The 15,189-nt window shown below is 60.6% G+C and carries 13 protein-coding genes; 4 read left to right on the top strand and 9 right to left on the bottom strand.

From position 1 onward, the window contains the following. Window positions 1-162: 162 nt before the first annotated feature. The 5 genes from ACINK1_RS01790 to ACINK1_RS01770 all read right to left on the bottom strand — a co-directional run bounded on the left by ACINK1_RS01790 (window position 163) and on the right by ACINK1_RS01770 (window position 3,995). A complete protein-coding gene (locus ACINK1_RS01790) occupies window positions 163-1,578 on the bottom strand; it encodes a mannose-1-phosphate guanylyltransferase/mannose-6-phosphate isomerase (RefSeq protein WP_376801784.1) in 1,416 nt (471 codons plus the stop codon). Window positions 1,579-1,753: 175 nt separating this feature from the next. Further along, window positions 1,754-2,344, bottom strand: coding sequence for a DsbE family thiol:disulfide interchange protein (locus ACINK1_RS01785; protein WP_376801785.1), 591 nt, complete (start codon window positions 2,342-2,344; stop codon window positions 1,754-1,756). Further along, window positions 2,341-2,520, bottom strand: a complete 180-nt coding sequence (gene ccmD / locus ACINK1_RS01780) for a heme exporter protein CcmD (protein WP_395759957.1) — start codon at window positions 2,518-2,520, stop codon at window positions 2,341-2,343. The genes ACINK1_RS01785 and ccmD overlap by 4 nt, the downstream gene beginning before the upstream one ends. Beyond that, on the bottom strand, window positions 2,520-3,293 hold the full coding sequence (locus tag ACINK1_RS01775; RefSeq protein ID WP_376801786.1) for a heme ABC transporter permease: 774 nt from the start codon (window positions 3,291-3,293) through the stop codon (window positions 2,520-2,522). The genes ccmD and ACINK1_RS01775 overlap by 1 nt, the downstream gene beginning before the upstream one ends. 60 nt (window positions 3,294-3,353) lie before the next feature. After that, window positions 3,354-3,995 carry an arylesterase gene (locus ACINK1_RS01770; protein ID WP_376801787.1) on the bottom strand — a complete coding sequence of 214 codons (642 nt, stop codon included), beginning with the start codon at window positions 3,993-3,995 and terminating at the stop codon, window positions 3,354-3,356. Window positions 3,996-4,133: 138 nt separating this feature from the next. Between ACINK1_RS01770 and ACINK1_RS01765 the strand changes: the two genes are divergently transcribed. The 3 genes from ACINK1_RS01765 (at window position 4,134) to ACINK1_RS01755 (ending at window position 8,337) form a co-directional block, all read left to right on the top strand. After that, a complete protein-coding gene (locus ACINK1_RS01765; protein WP_376801788.1) occupies window positions 4,134-4,841 on the top strand; it encodes an ABC transporter ATP-binding protein in 708 nt (235 codons plus the stop codon). Continuing rightward, complete coding sequence (locus tag ACINK1_RS01760) at window positions 4,838-7,387, top strand: ABC transporter permease (protein ID WP_376801789.1); 2,550 nt, start codon at window positions 4,838-4,840, stop codon at window positions 7,385-7,387. The genes ACINK1_RS01765 and ACINK1_RS01760 overlap by 4 nt, the downstream gene beginning before the upstream one ends. A gap of 173 nt (window positions 7,388-7,560) precedes the next feature. Then, window positions 7,561-8,337: a Bax inhibitor-1/YccA family protein gene (locus ACINK1_RS01755; protein WP_376801817.1), complete on the top strand. Its 777-nt coding sequence runs from the start codon at window positions 7,561-7,563 to the stop codon at window positions 8,335-8,337. 59 nt (window positions 8,338-8,396) lie between these two features. On the opposite strand, the gene ACINK1_RS01750 is transcribed toward ACINK1_RS01755, so the two are convergent. Beyond that, window positions 8,397-8,765 carry a DUF2794 domain-containing protein gene (locus ACINK1_RS01750; protein ID WP_376801790.1) on the bottom strand — a complete coding sequence of 123 codons (369 nt, stop codon included), beginning with the start codon at window positions 8,763-8,765 and terminating at the stop codon, window positions 8,397-8,399. Between the two features lie 432 nt (window positions 8,766-9,197). Here ACINK1_RS01750 and ACINK1_RS01745 point away from each other — a divergent pair, with 432 nt between their 5' ends. Then, the gene (locus tag ACINK1_RS01745) at window positions 9,198-10,598 is read left to right on the top strand and encodes a lipopolysaccharide biosynthesis protein (protein WP_376801791.1); all 1,401 of its coding nucleotides are present in this window, start codon (window positions 9,198-9,200) and stop codon (window positions 10,596-10,598) included. On the opposite strand, the gene ACINK1_RS01740 is transcribed toward ACINK1_RS01745, so the two are convergent. From ACINK1_RS01740 to ACINK1_RS01730, 3 genes are read right to left on the bottom strand one after another with little or no spacing between them, the layout of a single operon-like run. Then, entirely contained in the window at window positions 10,589-12,205 is a 1,617-nt protein-coding gene (locus ACINK1_RS01740; RefSeq protein ID WP_376801792.1) for an AMP-binding protein, read from the bottom strand. The two genes, ACINK1_RS01745 and ACINK1_RS01740, sit on opposite strands and share 10 nt — an antisense overlap. A 21-nt stretch (window positions 12,206-12,226) precedes the next feature. Beyond that, window positions 12,227-12,751 (bottom strand): CAP domain-containing protein, encoded by a 525-nt coding sequence (locus tag ACINK1_RS01735; RefSeq protein ID WP_376801793.1) that lies wholly within the window; start codon window positions 12,749-12,751, stop codon window positions 12,227-12,229. Window positions 12,752-12,794: 43 nt separating this feature from the next. Next, window positions 12,795-15,140, bottom strand: coding sequence for a DUF3772 domain-containing protein (locus ACINK1_RS01730; protein WP_376801794.1), 2,346 nt, complete (start codon window positions 15,138-15,140; stop codon window positions 12,795-12,797). Window positions 15,141-15,189: the final 49 nt, after the last annotated feature.

The raw sequence follows: 15,189 nt of genomic DNA, 5'->3' as shown, positions 1-15,189 counted from the left end.
TATTTATTCTGACTTTATCCTGGTGTTCGACCGCACATACGGGATGGCCGCCGCAGGGGCTTGCAGCCTTCGTCAACACATCCCGCCCACGCCGGCCTTGTTCTGAATGAGACGTCACAGACGATTAAAATCAGAAAAATGTCACATGAAAATAAATGTTATTTATACTCGATTATAAATGTCTTCATATCGTATGATATCATCTTCACCTAAATAATCTCCGGATTGTACTTCGATCAATTCAAGTTTATCAGGACCTGGATTATATAGCCTATGTATTGAACCCAAGGGAATATAGATCGATTCATTTTCTTCTAATTTTTTATCAACTCCATCTACACTTATGTGCGCCGATCCTGAAACAACAACCCAATGTTCAGATCGATGTTTATGACTCTGTAATGAAAGTTTACCGTTTGGTTTTACAGTTATACGTTTGACCTGATAGCGCGCTCCTTTATCAATCTGTTCATAATCACCCCAGGGGCGATAAACGCGCACATGATCGCGTGCTTCAGAGTGATTGTTTTTTACAAGTTTCGCTACCAGGCCTTTTAGCTCTTCGGATTTTCCCTGTGATGTTACTAAAACAGCGTCTCTTGTCGTGATTACAATAACATCATTAAGCCCCACTACAGTCGTGAGTATGTTTTGCGATCGTACATATGAATTATTTGTGTTATGTAAAACGACATTTCCTTCTATCGAATTATTATATTCATCTTTTTCAGACAATTGCCATATCATGTCCCAGGAGCCAACATCAGACCAGTTGAAATCCGATTGAATGACGGCTGCCGATTTTGTTTCCTGCATAATGGCATAGTCGACGGAGATCGACGGCGCTTCCATGAAAGACGCGCTATCGAGCCGAATAAAATCGAGATCACGTGTGGCTGATTGTACAGACCTGCTGACGGTTTCGAAGATGACGGGCTGATAGGCTTTCAATTCCCGCAGGAAAGCTTGGGCCGTGAACAGAAAATTGCCCGTATTCCACAGATATCCGGCTTCGATATAATGTTGTGCCTTTGCCCGATCCGGCTTCTCCACAAAGGCGTCTATCCTGTTGATACCCGCCATATCGGGCAAAGCGGGGCCTGGCCGGATATAGCCGTAACTGGTGGATGGCGAGGTCGGCGTGACCCCAAATGTCACAAGATGTCCGCTCTCAGCCGCCATCCTGCCGCGCAAGACGTGATCAACGAAATGGGCCGTGTCGGCAATCGCATGGTCGGCTGCCAAAACCAGAAGGACAGCGTCCGCATCACGCGCCATGACATAGATCGCTGCTGCGGCGATCGCGGCGCAGCTGTCACGGCGCGCCGGCTCGAGGATCAGATCCCCCTTGCAGGAAACGGACTGCATCTGTTCGGCAACCAGAAACCGATAATCATTGTTTGAAATGATGACGGGCGGGGCAAATTCCGGCCCGGTGACCCGGGCGATGGTCTGCTGGAAAAGCGACCCTGTATTCCCGAACGACAAAAGCTGCTTCGGGTAAGCCTCGCGGGAGGCCGGCCACAGGCGAGAGCCGGAACCACCGCACAAGATCACAGGTACAATCAGGGGGTTCACGCCGCTCTCCGCTCATTGCGTTAATAATCAAGACCTTAAAGTAATCTGTAGCGATGGCACAAGACGAGATGGGAATGCGGATTTGTGTCAAATCCGCTGCTGTCGAAAAAATAAGGGTTCGAATCTCAGCCGCGCCGGCGTTCGATGCCGCAAACAATCCCCAGAATTGCGGGGCCTATCGCTGTGCGGCCGCCGCAATCGCCGGCAAAATGACCTTGTCGATGATATCCGGGCTCAGCGGCCCGACATGGCGCAGCGTGATGGTACCCGTGCCGTCGACGACAAAGGTTTCGGGCACGCCGTAAACCCCCCAGTCGATGGAGACGCGACCATTGCTGTCGCTGCCGATGCGTTTGAAGGGATTGCCGAGCTGGCCGAGAAAGCGGCGAGCGGTTTCGGCATTGTCCTTGTTGTTGATGCCGTAAAGGTCGAAATCCGGGCTCTGTGCGAGAGCCATCAGCATCGGATGCTCGTCGCGACAGGGGATGCACCACGAGGCCCAGACATTGACGAGGCTGACGCGCCCCGCCTTGACATCGGCAGTGCTCAGTCCGGGATGCTCGCTTCCCGCCAAGGATGGCAGCGCGAAGTCGGGAACGGGCCTGCCGCGCAGCGCCGAGGGCAGGGTTGCGGGATTACCGCTATCGGTGATCTTGAGGAAAAACAGCAAGGCCAACGCACAGAAGGCAGCCAGGGGCAAAATCAGCAGCAGGCGCCGCGCGCGTGCGGGCTCAGGTGCAACCGGTTGGCCGGGTGAGGAGATCATGGGGTGGGCGATGCCGAATCATCGGTGTGCATGGTGCGGGCCGCCTCCAGCCTGACGACAAGCCGCGTTTGGCGGCGCAAATCGAGGAGGATCCAGACGAAAAGTCCGATCAACGCCAGCACGGCGAAGGCATAGGCCGCGATGATGAAGCTGCCATGGGGCCAGAGCACGATCATCACCGGCCTATCGTGGCGCGCGAGGCGGGCCGGCTGGCGGCCAGAATGGCAAGGGTGCGGGCGCGGCGGCGGGCAATTTCGGCCTTCATGGCCAAAAGCTGCATGACGGCAAACAGGCATGACAAGGCAAGCGCCATGAGGAGCAATGGCCAGAGTATGGACGGGTCAAGCGTCGGCCCGCCGGCGCGGAACACGGAGGCACCCTGATGCAGTGTGTTCCACCAATCGACCGAGAATTTGACGATGGGAATGTTGACGAACCCCACCAGCACCAGAATAGCCACCGCTTTGCCGGCGCGGGTCGGTTCCTCGATCGCCTGCGCCAGAGCGATGATGCCCGCATACATCAGAAAGAGCACGAACATGGAGGTGAGGCGGGCATCCCACACCCACCACGTGCCCCACATCGGCCGGCCCCACAGCGAGCCGGTAACCAGACAGATGAGTGCAAAAACCGCTCCCAGCGGCGCGGCGGCCTTGATGGTGACATCAGCGAGCGGGTGGCGCCACACCAGCGTGCCGAGGGCGGCGATCGCCATCATCGTGTAGATGGCAAGAGACAACCAGGCGCTGGGTACGTGGATGAACATGACGCGTACCGTCTCGCCCTGCTGGTAATCCGGCGGAGCGATGAAGAAAGCGGCGTAGAGGCCGCTCACCAGCAGGATCACTGTCGCTGCGCTCAGCCAGGGCAACAGCCGCGCGGCAAGTGCCAGAAACTTGCTGGGATTGGCAAGGGCGGCGAGGCCGGAGGGGGCGGCGAGATCATTCATGACAATGCTTCTAGCGCTGCGGGCTAGCGCCGGGCAATGGGGCAATTGCCGCAGGCACGACTAGCGTTGGCGGATACGGGTGATCAACTCTTCCACCTTCGGCAGAATGCCACGGGCGATCACGTTGACCCCTTCGGCATTGGGATGAAGCCCGTCACCCAGGTCCAGAGCGGGGACACCCATCATGCCTTCGAGAAAAAAGGGGTAGAAAACAGTCCCGTATTTTTCAGCCAGGCGCGGGTAGATGGCATCGAATGCCGTTACATATTCCGGCCCCAGATTGCGCGGCGCGTACATGCCGGCGAGCAGGACCGGTATGCGGCGCTCCTGGAGACGCGAAAGCATGACATCAAGGGCTTTTTCGGCTGCTACCGGGTCAAGACCGCGCAGGGCGTCATTGGCTCCCAGTTCAAGAATAACCCCGTCTGTGCCCTCAGGGACCGACCAGTCAAAGCGCGCCAGGCCTCCAGACGTTGTATCGCCTGACACGCCGGCATTGATGAGCTGCACGTCGAGCCCACGCTGGCGCAGCAAGGCTTCCAGCTGGGCAGGGAAACTGTCCTTCGCCGGCAGGCCGTAGCCAGCTGTCAGGCTGTCGCCCACCGCGACCAGCCTGAGCGTCCGCTCCGCCGATGCGACTGGCGCTGCCAGAATGCCTGCAAGGCTGATCGTGAGGGCAAGATACGCGGCAATCCTCCTCATGATGGTCTTGAACGTCCCCTGATCATCATCGCCGCCCCGCTCAATCCAGTGTTACAACAAAACAGTATAACGACAGGGATTGGCATTGCGCAATTTCATCCACATATGGGGATGCCTGGTCCAAGATAGGTGAGGTCGATGGTGAACGGAAGTGTAGCGCGCCTTGAAAAAGTCGACCTGTCGCTTGGTCAGGGCGCCGCGCGCGTTCATGTTCTCAAAGAGATCACCCTTGATATCGAGGGCGGTACTTCGCTTGGCGTGGTGGGGCCGTCGGGATCAGGAAAATCAACCCTGCTTGCGGTCCTGGCCGGGCTTGAGCCGCCTGATTCAGGAAAGGTGATCGTTGCCGGCGAGGATATCGCCCGGCTTGGCGAAGACAGGCTGGCGCGGTTTCGTGGCGCGCGGATCGGGATTGTTTTCCAGTCCTTTCATCTCATTGCGACCATGACGGCGCTTGAAAATGTGGCTGTGCCGCTGGAGCTTGCCGGCAGGGCGGATGCGTTTGCCCGGGCGCGCGAGGAATTGGCGCTGATCGGGCTTGGCGAGCGGCTCACCCACTACCCGGCCCAGCTATCGGGCGGCGAACAGCAGCGTGTGGCCATTGCCCGGGCGCTGATCGGGGCGCCGACATTGCTGGTGGCTGATGAGCCCACCGGCAATCTCGATGAGGCGAATGGCACCCAGGTCGCTGACCTGCTGTTTCGCCGGCAAATGGAAACAGGAACGACCCTCGTTCTCGTCACCCATGACGGCGACCTCGCCAATCGCTGTGACCGGAAGATCACGTTACGGGCAGGGCGCATCGACAGCGACAGTGCCGATCGTACCGCCGGAGCGGCGGCGTGACGGGCTTGACGATGTGGCAAAGCCTGACCCTGGCGGCACGGCTGGCGTTGCGTGATCTGCGCGGCGGCTTTCAGGGGCTGACGGTGTTTGTCGGGTGCCTCGCGGTTGGTGTGGCAGCCATCGTTACGGTCGACACCATTGCGCGCGGCCTCAATGACAGCCTGCAGCGCGAGGGCAGAAGCATCCTTGGTGGCGATGTCTCGTGGTCGCTCAGCCATCGCGAGGCGGATGGCGATGAATTTGCCTATTTTGCCGGGTTGGGGCCGGTCAGCCGTCAGGCGACGCTGCGGGCAATGGCCAGGGTCGACGGGCGCCAGACGCTTGCTGAGGTGAAGGCGGTCGACGACGCCTATCCGCTGGCGGGCCGTCTGATCACCGCGCCGCCGGTAGCGCCAAGCGATCTTTTTGCGTTTCGCGATGGCGCCTTCGGGGCGGTTGCCGAAGCCGCTCTCCTCGACAAGCTCGGTCTTGCGGTGGGTGAGCGTCTGTCACTCGGCGGGCTGAGCCTGCAGATCCGTGCCCGTCTTGATGGCGAGCCGGACAAGCTTGCCGGCGGCATCGGATTTGGTCCGCGTGTGATGGTCTCGACCGACGCGCTCAGGGCAAGCCAGCTGCTGCAACCGGGCAGCCTTGTGCGCTGGACCTACCGCATCGCACTGCCGCAGGCGTCGGCTGCGAGGTTAAAGGCGCTTGCCGACGAGGCGCGCACCCATTTCCCCAGCGCCGGATGGGAGGCGCGCACCCGCGGCAATGCCTCGCAGCAACTGGCTTCCAACATCACGCGGTTCACCCAGTTTCTCGATCTGGTCGGGCTCACCGCTCTCCTGGTCGGCGGCGTGGGCGTTGCCAATGCGGTCGCCGCCCAGATCGCGGCGCGGCGCCCGGCGATTGCAACACTGAAAGCGCTGGGCGCAAGCGGAGGTTTTGCCGCCCTCACCTATCTCGTTCAGGCCGGCATGGTGGCGGGGCTTGGAATTGCAATTGGCTGTGTGATCGGTCTGGCGCTGCCCTTTGCCCTGATCACTGTGTTTGGTGATCTTCTGCCACTTAATGTCACGCTTGGCATTTATCCCTCAGGGCTCGTTCTGGCTGCTTTTTATGGGCTGATGATTTCCTTTGCCTTTGCCGTGTGGTCGCTTGGCGAAGCCCATGACGTGCCCGTCCAGTCGTTATATCGCGACGACCGGCAGGGCGGGCCTGTGCGTCCGCGTGCGGCTTATATTCTCGCAGCGTTGGCGGCGACGATAGCGGTGATTGCGGTTGCCACCCTCACGGCAGATGATTGGCGGGTGCCGGCAATCTATGCAGCGGCGGCCATTGCGGCGTTCGTCGTGCTGCGCCTCACCGCCCGGCTCGTGATGTGGCTGGCAGCTGCCGTGCCACGGTACACGTTTCTCCCTGTGCGGCTTGCTCTCACCAGCCTTTACCGGCCGGGCGCGCCAACGGCCGCAGTTGTTCTCTCGCTCGGTCTTGGTCTGACGCTGCTGGTAGCGCTTGGCCTTATCGACAGTAATCTGCGCCGTCAGCTCACCGCTGCTCTGCCGGAGCGGGCACCAAGCTTTTATTTTCTCGATATTCGCAGCAGCGAATTGCCAGCCTTCCGCGCCTTTCTTGCCAAAGCCGCGCCCGACGGCAAGAGCGATAGCGTTCCGCTGCTGCGCGGGCGGATCGTCACGCTTAACGGTGTGCCGGCGGAAGCGGTCAAGGCGTCAGCGGACGCTGCCTGGGTGCTTTCGGGTGATCGCGGCCTGACGACGGCTGAAACGCTGCCGGAGAATGCGCGACTGGTTGATGGCAAATGGTGGTCGGCCGATGAAAGCCGGCCGCTGGTCTCATTTGAGGAAAAGGTCGCTCGCGGCCTTGGCCTCAAGGTGGGTGACCAGGTCACGGTCAATGTGCTGGGGCGCAATATCGATGCCGAGATCGCCAATACGCGGACGGTTCAATGGGAAACGCTTGGCATCAATTTCGTCATGATGTTCTCGCCCGCCACCTTTCGCGGTGCGCCGATGAGCGAGCTTGCCACGCTGACGCTGCCGGGATCAACGAAGGCTGCGGATGAAACCGTCTTGCTCCGGCAGGTGGGTGAGGCCTTTCCCGCCGTTACGGTTATCCGCGTCAAGGAAGCGCTTGAGACAATCAATAATCTGGTCGCCAAACTGGCGATAGCGGTGCGTGGAGCGGCCAGCGTGGCGATTATCGCCAGCCTCTTCGTGCTGGCGGGGGCGATTGCCTCCAGCCACCGCGCCCGCCTGTTCGATGCGGTCATTCTCAAGACGCTGGGCGCGACCCGGCTCACGCTGGTTGGGGCGCTTGCGGTCGAATTTCTGTTGCTTGGCCTGGTGACGGCGGCCATCGGCATTCTTGCCGGGCATGGCGTGGCGTGGATGGTGGTCACCAAGGTGATGAAAGTCGATTTTGTCGGCTCCGCCGGCCTGGCCATGGCGATTGCCGGGCTGTCGCTTGCCGTCACCCTGTCCTTCGGGCTGGCGGGCGCATGGTCGCTGCTGCGACAGCGGCCGGCCAGATTGCTTCGCGCGATCTAGGGCCACGACCTGTTCGCATCAGGGTAACGCACTTAACCACCGCTGCGAATTTATGGGCGACCCCCCTTGCGCTAGACTTTCGTCGTAGGCATATTGTCGGGGTGAGCATTGGGCTCATCGATTTCCGTGTCGGGGTCATCGTCACGATCCGGCACTATTACAGGGGTATTGCTATGCAAAACTTCGATCGTCCCGTTTACGCGCCCTATGCGCGTTCGATGGACATGTCCGTCGACCAGGGCCTTCGCAGCTTCATGCTTGGCGTCTTCAACTACATGGCGCTTGGCGTGGCTTTGACGGGCCTTGCCGCCTATCTTGTCGCTAGTCTGGCTGTCACAGGCGATGCCTCGCAGGCGGCGGCGCGCATCGGCCAGAACACCTATCTCACCGAATTCGGTCGCCTGGTCTTCGTCAGCCCGCTCAAATGGGTATTGATGCTGGCGCCACTGGGCTTTGTTTTTGCCCTGTCAGCCGGGTTTGAGCGCTTCAGCACCTCGACGCTCCAGTTATTGTTCTGGCTCTTCTGCGGCGTCATGGGCGTGTCGATGGGGACCATCTTCCTCGTCTACAAGCTGGGGTCGATTGTTCAGGTGTTCTTCATGACAGGCGCCTCCTTTGCCGCGCTGTCGCTGTGGGGCTACACCACCAAGCGCGACCTCACCGGCATGGGCAATTTCCTGTTCATGGGCCTGATCGGCATCGTCATCGCCGGCTTGGTCAACCTGTTCCTCGCCTCCTCGGCCCTGCAATTCGCCATTTCCTGCATCGGCATCCTGGTGTTCGCCGGCCTCACCGCCTTCGACACCCAGCGCCTGAAGGAATCCTATTACGACGGGCTTGAGCTTGGCGAAGTGCAGAAATTGTCGATTGCCGGCGCGCTGTCGCTTTATCTGAACTTCATCAACATGTTCCAGATGATGCTGTCGCTCTTTGGTAACCGCAACGACTGATCGCCTGAGCACAACACTTCAAATCGCAGGCCCCGGATGCATTCCGGGGCCTGTTGCGTTCAGGTGACCAGTTTGGGCTTTTTTGACAGGATGCGCAGCACCTGTGTCAGGTCCTGGCCACGTTTGAGGATGCGGCCATCAGCGGTCATGACGCTGTAGATACCCTGCTTGCGGGCGTTGCGCGGGGTCTTGGCGATGCGGTAGAGCGGCATTTCGCTGGAGCGTCGAAAAACCGAAAAAACCGCCTGTTCGCTCAACATGTCGATGGCATAGTCGCGCCATTCGCCCGCCGCCACCATCACCCCGTAGAGGCGCAGGATGACCTGCAATTCGCGTCGGTCAAACATGATCCGTGGACGCGGTGCTGCCAGCGGAAAGGCGAGGACCGCACCTTTGGCGCTGTCGTGACCTGCATCTGTCTCAGCCACATGTCCTCCCTCGCCTGGCCCGCTGACGGGACCTTGCTGCGGGCCCCGGCTCGATGATTGCCAAAACATGCCGTGAACCGCCGGGCTCTGCAAGGGTGCGACATATCGTCCTAGAACTGGCAAAAGCGGCAGCACAACCAGCCCAGAAAAATAGACGATAATGTCACGTTTCCGCCCCAATACTGTCGCGTTAGCGCCATGCGCCGTCGTCATCATCCAGATGTTGCCTCGGGCTTGGTCCGGGGGCGGCGGCACCCCAGCCCCCAGCCCCAACGTCGCCTCCGGACCAGCCCACCCAACCCCGCCCCTGTCAAACCGTAACAGTTGCCATGGTCAGAATGGCGGTGGCACTGTTTTTTAACGGCGAAAAGCTAAACTCCCCCTGATTTTTGACACGATGCGCGCCTGTGGCAGTCCAGGAAGCGGGGACAGTTGAGCGATATCAGTCTCCAGATCGGCGCCAAGAGCACTTCCACGCCTGCGGAACTGAAGGCGGACAAGCCAGCGTGGTGGCGGGTGGTGTTGCGGCGCGTTTCTGCGTCGGGCATGGGCGCTCAGGCTGCCGTTCTTGCGTTCGCGCTGCGACTGGCAAGCGCTGTGATCACCTATGCGATGCAGATTTGGCTGGCCCGCAGCATCGGTGCCGGCGAATACGGCATCTATGTCTATGTGTGGTCGGTTGTGCTGATTGTCGGACATCTGGCGGGACTGGGTCTTTCCTTGTCAGCGCCCCGGCTCATTGCCGAATTGAAAGCCAATCACGACATCGCCGGCTTGCGCGGCTTCCTGCGGGTGAGCCGCATCATCGCCGTCATCAGCGCTACCATCGTTGCGGCGATGATGATCCATGTCATTAACATCGTCTGGTCAATCGCGGATGCGCATATCGCGCCGCTCATCCTGGTGCTGTGCTGCCTGCCGCTGTTTACTCTAACGGAAATCCAGGACGCGCTCGCGCGCTGCCATGACGCGCCGCTGCTCGGGTTAGCGCCGCCTTATCTTCTGCGCCCGCTTCTGCTGTTTGCTGTCGCGCTTCTGGCACTTGCGGCAGGCTTCATGCCCAATGCCCGGACCATTGCCGTCAGTGCCGTCATCGCCACCTGGGCCACTGGTATCGTTCAGGCGATATTGCTGTCGCGCCTGCTGGCAAACCGGGTCACGGCCGGATCGCTTTCTTACGCAACGCCGGCATGGCTTGCCGCCAGCCTGCCCTTGCTGGTGTCGGAAGGCTCACGCATCATCGTGCAGAACAGCGATGTGGTCATCCTTGCGTTTCTTGCAACGCCGCAGGATGTCGGCGCCTATTATGCTGTGACGAAAACCATGGTGCTGGGTGCGTTTGTGTCCTTTGCGGTGGGGGCGGCGGTGTCGCATCGTCTGGCTGCACACCACACGCGTGGCGAGAAGGATAAGCTTGCCGCCATTGTGAGGCGGAGCACGGGCTGGATGTTCTGGGCGAGTTTCGCCTCGCTTGCGCTCATGCTGGCGCTAGGCCGCCCGTTTCTGTCGCTGTTTGGGAGTGATTTCGTCCCCTACTACCCGCTGATGTTTGTCATGGCGCTCGGCTTCCTTGCCCGCGCCTCGATCGGGCCGGCAGAGCGTCTTTTGGCAGCGATCGGCGATCAGGCCGCCTGCGCCCGCGTCTATGTGATTACCCTGGTGACTGGCCTCGTCCTGCAGGCAGCGCTTGCTTATGCCTTCGGTGTCGCCGGGCTGGCGATTGCGGCAGCGCTGACGCTCATCATCGAAACCATGTTGCTGATTTCGGCAGCGTGGCGGCGCCATCGCCTGGCACTTGGCATCTGGCGGCGCGGGCCGATCATTCAGAGCTGATCGCGCAGCAGGCGACGGATGATCTTGCCGGTCGTTGTCATCGGCAGGCTGTCGACGAAGGCGATCTCGCGCGGATACTCATGAGCCGATAATCTCTCGCGAACAAAGGCGCTGATGTCGTTGCGCAACGTCTCGCTTTCACTGTGGCCGGCTTTCAACTGGATGAAAGCCTTGACGATTTCGGTGCGCAGCGCATCCGGCTTGCCGATCACGGCGGCAAGGGCAACGGCCGGGTGTTTCAGCAGGCAGTCCTCGATCTCGCCCGGGCCGATACGGTAGCCGGCCGACGTGATGACATCATCATCGCGGCCGATGAAATGGACATAGCCCTCTTCATCAACCAGCCCCTGATCGCCGGTTGTCATCCAGTCGCCGATGAATTTGCGGGTGGTCGCCTCCGGTTGATTCCAGTAGGCCAGAAACATCACCGGATCAGGGCGCCTGACAGCGATCTGGCCCGGCTCCATGGCGGCGCATATTGTTCCGTCATCACGGATGACGGCCACCTCATGGCCGGGTACCGGCTTGCCGATGAAGCCGGCTTTGCTGACGCCAATGCGGGCGCAGGACGCAAGCACGAGATTGCATTCCGTCTGGCCATAGAATTCATTGACCGCGAAGCCGAAGGCCTCGCGCGACCAGGCAAAGGTTTCAGCCCCGAGGCTTTCTCCCCCTGAGCCTATGGTGCGCAAAACAAGCTTGTGGCGCCCGGCAGGCAGCGGGGCGGTGCGCAGCATTTTCAGAGCCGTTGGCGGGATGAAGGCATTACGGACCGCGAAGTCGGCCATGAGCCCGTAAGCGCGATCAGGGTCGAATTTTTCATTGCGCCCGGCCACGACCGGCAGACCGAAATGAAGGGCGGGCAGCAGGATGTTGAGCAGCCCTCCCGCCCAGGCCCAGTCAGCGGGCGTCCACAGCCGGTCTCCCTCCTCGGGCAGAAAGGCATGTGCCATCTGGACGCCTGGCAGATGGCCAAGGACAACACGATGGGCATGGAGCGCGCCTTTGGGCGGGCCGGTCGTGCCGGATGTGTAGATCATCATCGCCGGATCATCGGGCCCGGTGTCGGCGGTCACAAACCGGTCGCGGGCACCCGCCAGCAGCGCCGTGAATTCCAGCGCGCCGGCGGCCGGGCCCTCGGTCGAGAGCAATGTCGACAGCGCCGGCAAGCGAGCGCGAATCTCGGCGATCTTGGCAAGGCCCACGAGATTGCTGATCGCCAGTGTGACGCCGGCATCGCGCAAACGATATTCCAGCGCCTCGACCCCGAAGAGAACGGCGAGCGGCAGGGCGATCGCGCCCAGCTTGTAGAGCGCCATGTGAATGACCGGCACCTGCCAGCCCTGCGGCAGGATGATGGCGACGCGATCACTGCGCTGAATGCCCAGCGCCTGGAGCGCGTTGGCCAGACGATTGGCCTGTTTCTGCATATCGGCGAAGCTCAGCGCGGCGATGCGGTCGTGGTCATCCTTCCACAAGATGGCGGGGCGCGTCGGGTCAGTTTCGGCCCAGCGATCACAACAATAGGTAGCAATGTTGTAGCGAGCAGGAATCTGCCACGTAAAATTCCGGCGGAGGGACTGGTAATCGTCAGCGCTGTGCAGCATCGCCGTGCTCCGATGATCGCCTCACCCCTTGCGAGCCATCACCAGCACCCAGAACACACTATATTTCGAGCGCGGTGCATAGATGGCGGCAATACCAAAATGCGTGGCGCCGGGCAGCTTCAACACCTGGTCATGCGGCTTTGAGCCGCGCCAGCCGGAAAAGGCTTCAGCGAGCGTGTGATAGCCGGCTGATACATTTTCACCCGCCTGCACCACCTGAATGCCGCGCCTGTTCAATCGCTCGGTGATGGCTGTCTGCGTCAGGGAAGCCTTGATGTCGTCGCGCCCGGCAAGCGTTGCCGCCATCTCGCGCGCGACCTCGACAAGGCGCGGATCAGGCTCAACCGCCGACAGACCAAAATTATGCCGATAGCCGGTGAAGACCGACGCTGCGGTTGGCAGATCGACCGTCAGCCCGTAGCGCGCCATATCCTGAAAGAGCGGCGGTACGGGGCGCGAGCCGAGGCGGGGCTCGCCACAGCCGGTCAGGGTCAGGCAGAGGGCCGCCAGCAGCGTCAGCGACAGCGGGGACTTCATATGCGTCATCATCATCTCCAGGGCATCGCCCGCCAGTCATGGGAAGGGGTCATCAGCGGATGACAAACCCGGCTTCGGCGAAGCGACGCACGATCTCGAAGCGCAGATCACTACAGACTGTTGCGACATTGTCGACATTGGCGACAACGCTGCGCAGCTCGAAAATCATCGCGCCTTCGGTGATCTCGCTCATCAACACCTTCGGCGAGGGCTGTGGCAAGATCATCGGATGCACCCTGGCGATCTCAACCAGAAGATCGCGGACGTTATGGGGATCGACGCTGTGGGCGACGCCAACACGTATCTTGGCCTGGCCCAGCAGATCGTTGTGCATCCAGTTTTTGACATTGCCGGAGACCAGTGCGGAATTTGGTACAATCAGCACGGCGCGATCGAAGGTTTCGATTTCAGTGGCGCGGACGTTGATGCGCTTCACATAGCCTTCGGCATCGCCGACAACGATAAGATCGCCCGATTTTATCGGGCGTTCGGCAAGAAGAATGAGCCCTGACACAAAGTTCGATACGATCGACTGGAGGCCGAAGCCGATACCAACCGACAGAGCGCCGGCGACGATGGCGAGGTTCTGGAAATCAATGCCGAGATAGGTAAAGCCGATGGCGGCGGCGATGATGATGCCGATATAGCCGATGCCGGTATAGATCGAGTTGCGCAGGCCGATATCCATGCGGGTGGCTGGCAGAAAGCGCTGGTCCAGCCAGCGCTGGACCGCCCGGGTGATGATGAGGCCGATGGTAAAGATGCCAAGGCTGCCGAGAAGGGCTGCGAGCGACAGGGTGATGCCGCCGATCTTCACCCCGAAGAAGGCGGCGCGCATCATGTCGAGCGCGTCGCGTGAATCAACGCCCCATGGCGCGATCAGCATGAAGACCGCAATAATCGTAACGAAGGCACGCAGGATACCGGAACTCAGAATGCCGGAGAGCGCAACGGAACTTGATTCGATGCCCAGCATGATGGCAAGGCGCCGGCCGGCGCGCGTGTCGGGGCGGGTGATCTCGCCGACCGCGACATCTATGAGGTTAAGAGCAATCACCAGCACGCCGAGGATGATGACCGCCCAGACGACCTGCCCGGCCAGAAATGACGCAAAGGCGAGATAGCCGAAGAGCGCGCCGCCACCGACAAACAGAACGGCGAGCCAGAGCGCCAGCCTTAGTGTCCGCCACAGCGGCGAACTCAGTGCCGGATCACCATAGGCGCTTTTTGCGCGCTCCTCCTGTTCCGAGTTCTCGACATAGGCGACGGCTGCGAGGCCGGCGGCAAGAACGATCGAGAAAATGAGCGCCTTCGTGCCGAACGTGGCAAGCGTCACCGGCAGGGGAACGGCGATGGTGTTGTTAAACTGCTGGAGGAGATGAAAGCCGGCAATGACGGAGGCGATGGCTGTGAGGCTTGCCATGGCAGGTTGCGCCAGACGGTCGGACATCGGCAACAAGCGCCATAATGGCCGGGCGGGCTCAAACAGTGTGAGGGCTATCGCCCTGACGCCGGTCAAGATGGCGGTGGCATAAATCACCGCATCGGCAAGGATGCGGAAACGGAAGGGCAGCAGATCAAGCCCGGCCAGAACGCGGGCCACAAGAAAGACAACTGCCACCGGCAAAAGGGCGTTGATGAGCGCTGTCCATACCGCCAGCAGGGCGCGCTCCATGGGGCTTGGCTTGTCGGCTTTGCCGTGACGGAAAAGAGCGCTGACCGGCGCTGACAGCAGGCGCTGGCGGACGGGGCGGTAGAGGATGGTGGCAACGCCAATCACCGCCAGAAGGACAGCAAATTCAAGAAAATTACCGGTCCTGCTGAGGATGGCAATCCAGTCGGAGACAAGATAGCTGATACCCACGGTGATGCGCGGGAGGGCGCTGAACACCTCGCGCCAGAGGCTGGGATCGAGAATCGACTGGGTGTGCTCGAAGATCTGACGGGTGAAAAGATCGCGCCGGCGCTCGATAATGCGGTCGGACAATTGCGACAGGTCAACCTGCAGCACACGCGCCTGGCGGAGCGCGGTGTTCAATTCGTTGAGGTTTTTGCTTTCCGCCTCGCGGTCCTTCGTTATCTCCGGTGCTTCACTCTGCCCGCCTTCAGGCTTCGGCCCGATCTGTTTCAGTCGTTCATCGCTCGCCTTGGCGTCGGGTTCAAGATCAACAATAAGGTCACCAAGATCGCCGCTGGCGCCGTCGATGTCACTGCGCAATCCCGATAATTCGTCCTGGGTGAGACCTTGGCGCTGGAGGGCTGCATTGAGCCGTTCAATCAGCGCGCGATGGGTATCGAGACGCTTCTTGACGGTGGCATCGGTCGCCAGCGCTGCGCCGGCGAATGCCAGGCACATCAGGATCGTTGCCAGAATCTGGCATAGCCGCGTTGTCCGCATCCCGGTCTCCTCACCTACGAATCAGGCGGGCCCAAGGCAAACGAAAGCT

Source organism: Raskinella chloraquaticus (SeqCode) (assembly GCF_021731865.1).
Classification (GTDB): Bacteria; Pseudomonadota; Alphaproteobacteria; order Rhizobiales; family UBA4765; genus Raskinella; species Raskinella chloraquaticus.
Note: the sequence above shows the minus strand (reverse complement) of the source record. Positions and strands in the feature narration are given on the sequence as shown.

Coding starts and splice junctions, on each gene's coding strand:
- ACINK1_RS01765 (WP_376801788.1), top strand. CDS start 4,134: ATGGTGAACGGAAGTGTAGCGCGCCTTGAAAAAGTCGACCTGTCGCTT.
- ACINK1_RS01740 (WP_376801792.1), bottom strand. CDS start 12,205: ATGCTGCACAGCGCTGACGATTACCAGTCCCTCCGCCGGAATTTTACG.
- ACINK1_RS01785 (WP_376801785.1), bottom strand. CDS start 2,344: ATGATCTCCTCACCCGGCCAACCGGTTGCACCTGAGCCCGCACGCGCG.
- ACINK1_RS01735 (WP_376801793.1), bottom strand. CDS start 12,751: ATGACGCATATGAAGTCCCCGCTGTCGCTGACGCTGCTGGCGGCCCTC.
- ACINK1_RS01775 (WP_376801786.1), bottom strand. CDS start 3,293: ATGAATGATCTCGCCGCCCCCTCCGGCCTCGCCGCCCTTGCCAATCCC.
- ccmD (WP_395759957.1), bottom strand. CDS start 2,520: ATGATCGTGCTCTGGCCCCATGGCAGCTTCATCATCGCGGCCTATGCC.
- ACINK1_RS01755 (WP_376801817.1), top strand. CDS start 7,561: ATGCAAAACTTCGATCGTCCCGTTTACGCGCCCTATGCGCGTTCGATG.
- ACINK1_RS01770 (WP_376801787.1), bottom strand. CDS start 3,995: ATGAGGAGGATTGCCGCGTATCTTGCCCTCACGATCAGCCTTGCAGGC.
- ACINK1_RS01730 (WP_376801794.1), bottom strand. CDS start 15,140: ATGCGGACAACGCGGCTATGCCAGATTCTGGCAACGATCCTGATGTGC.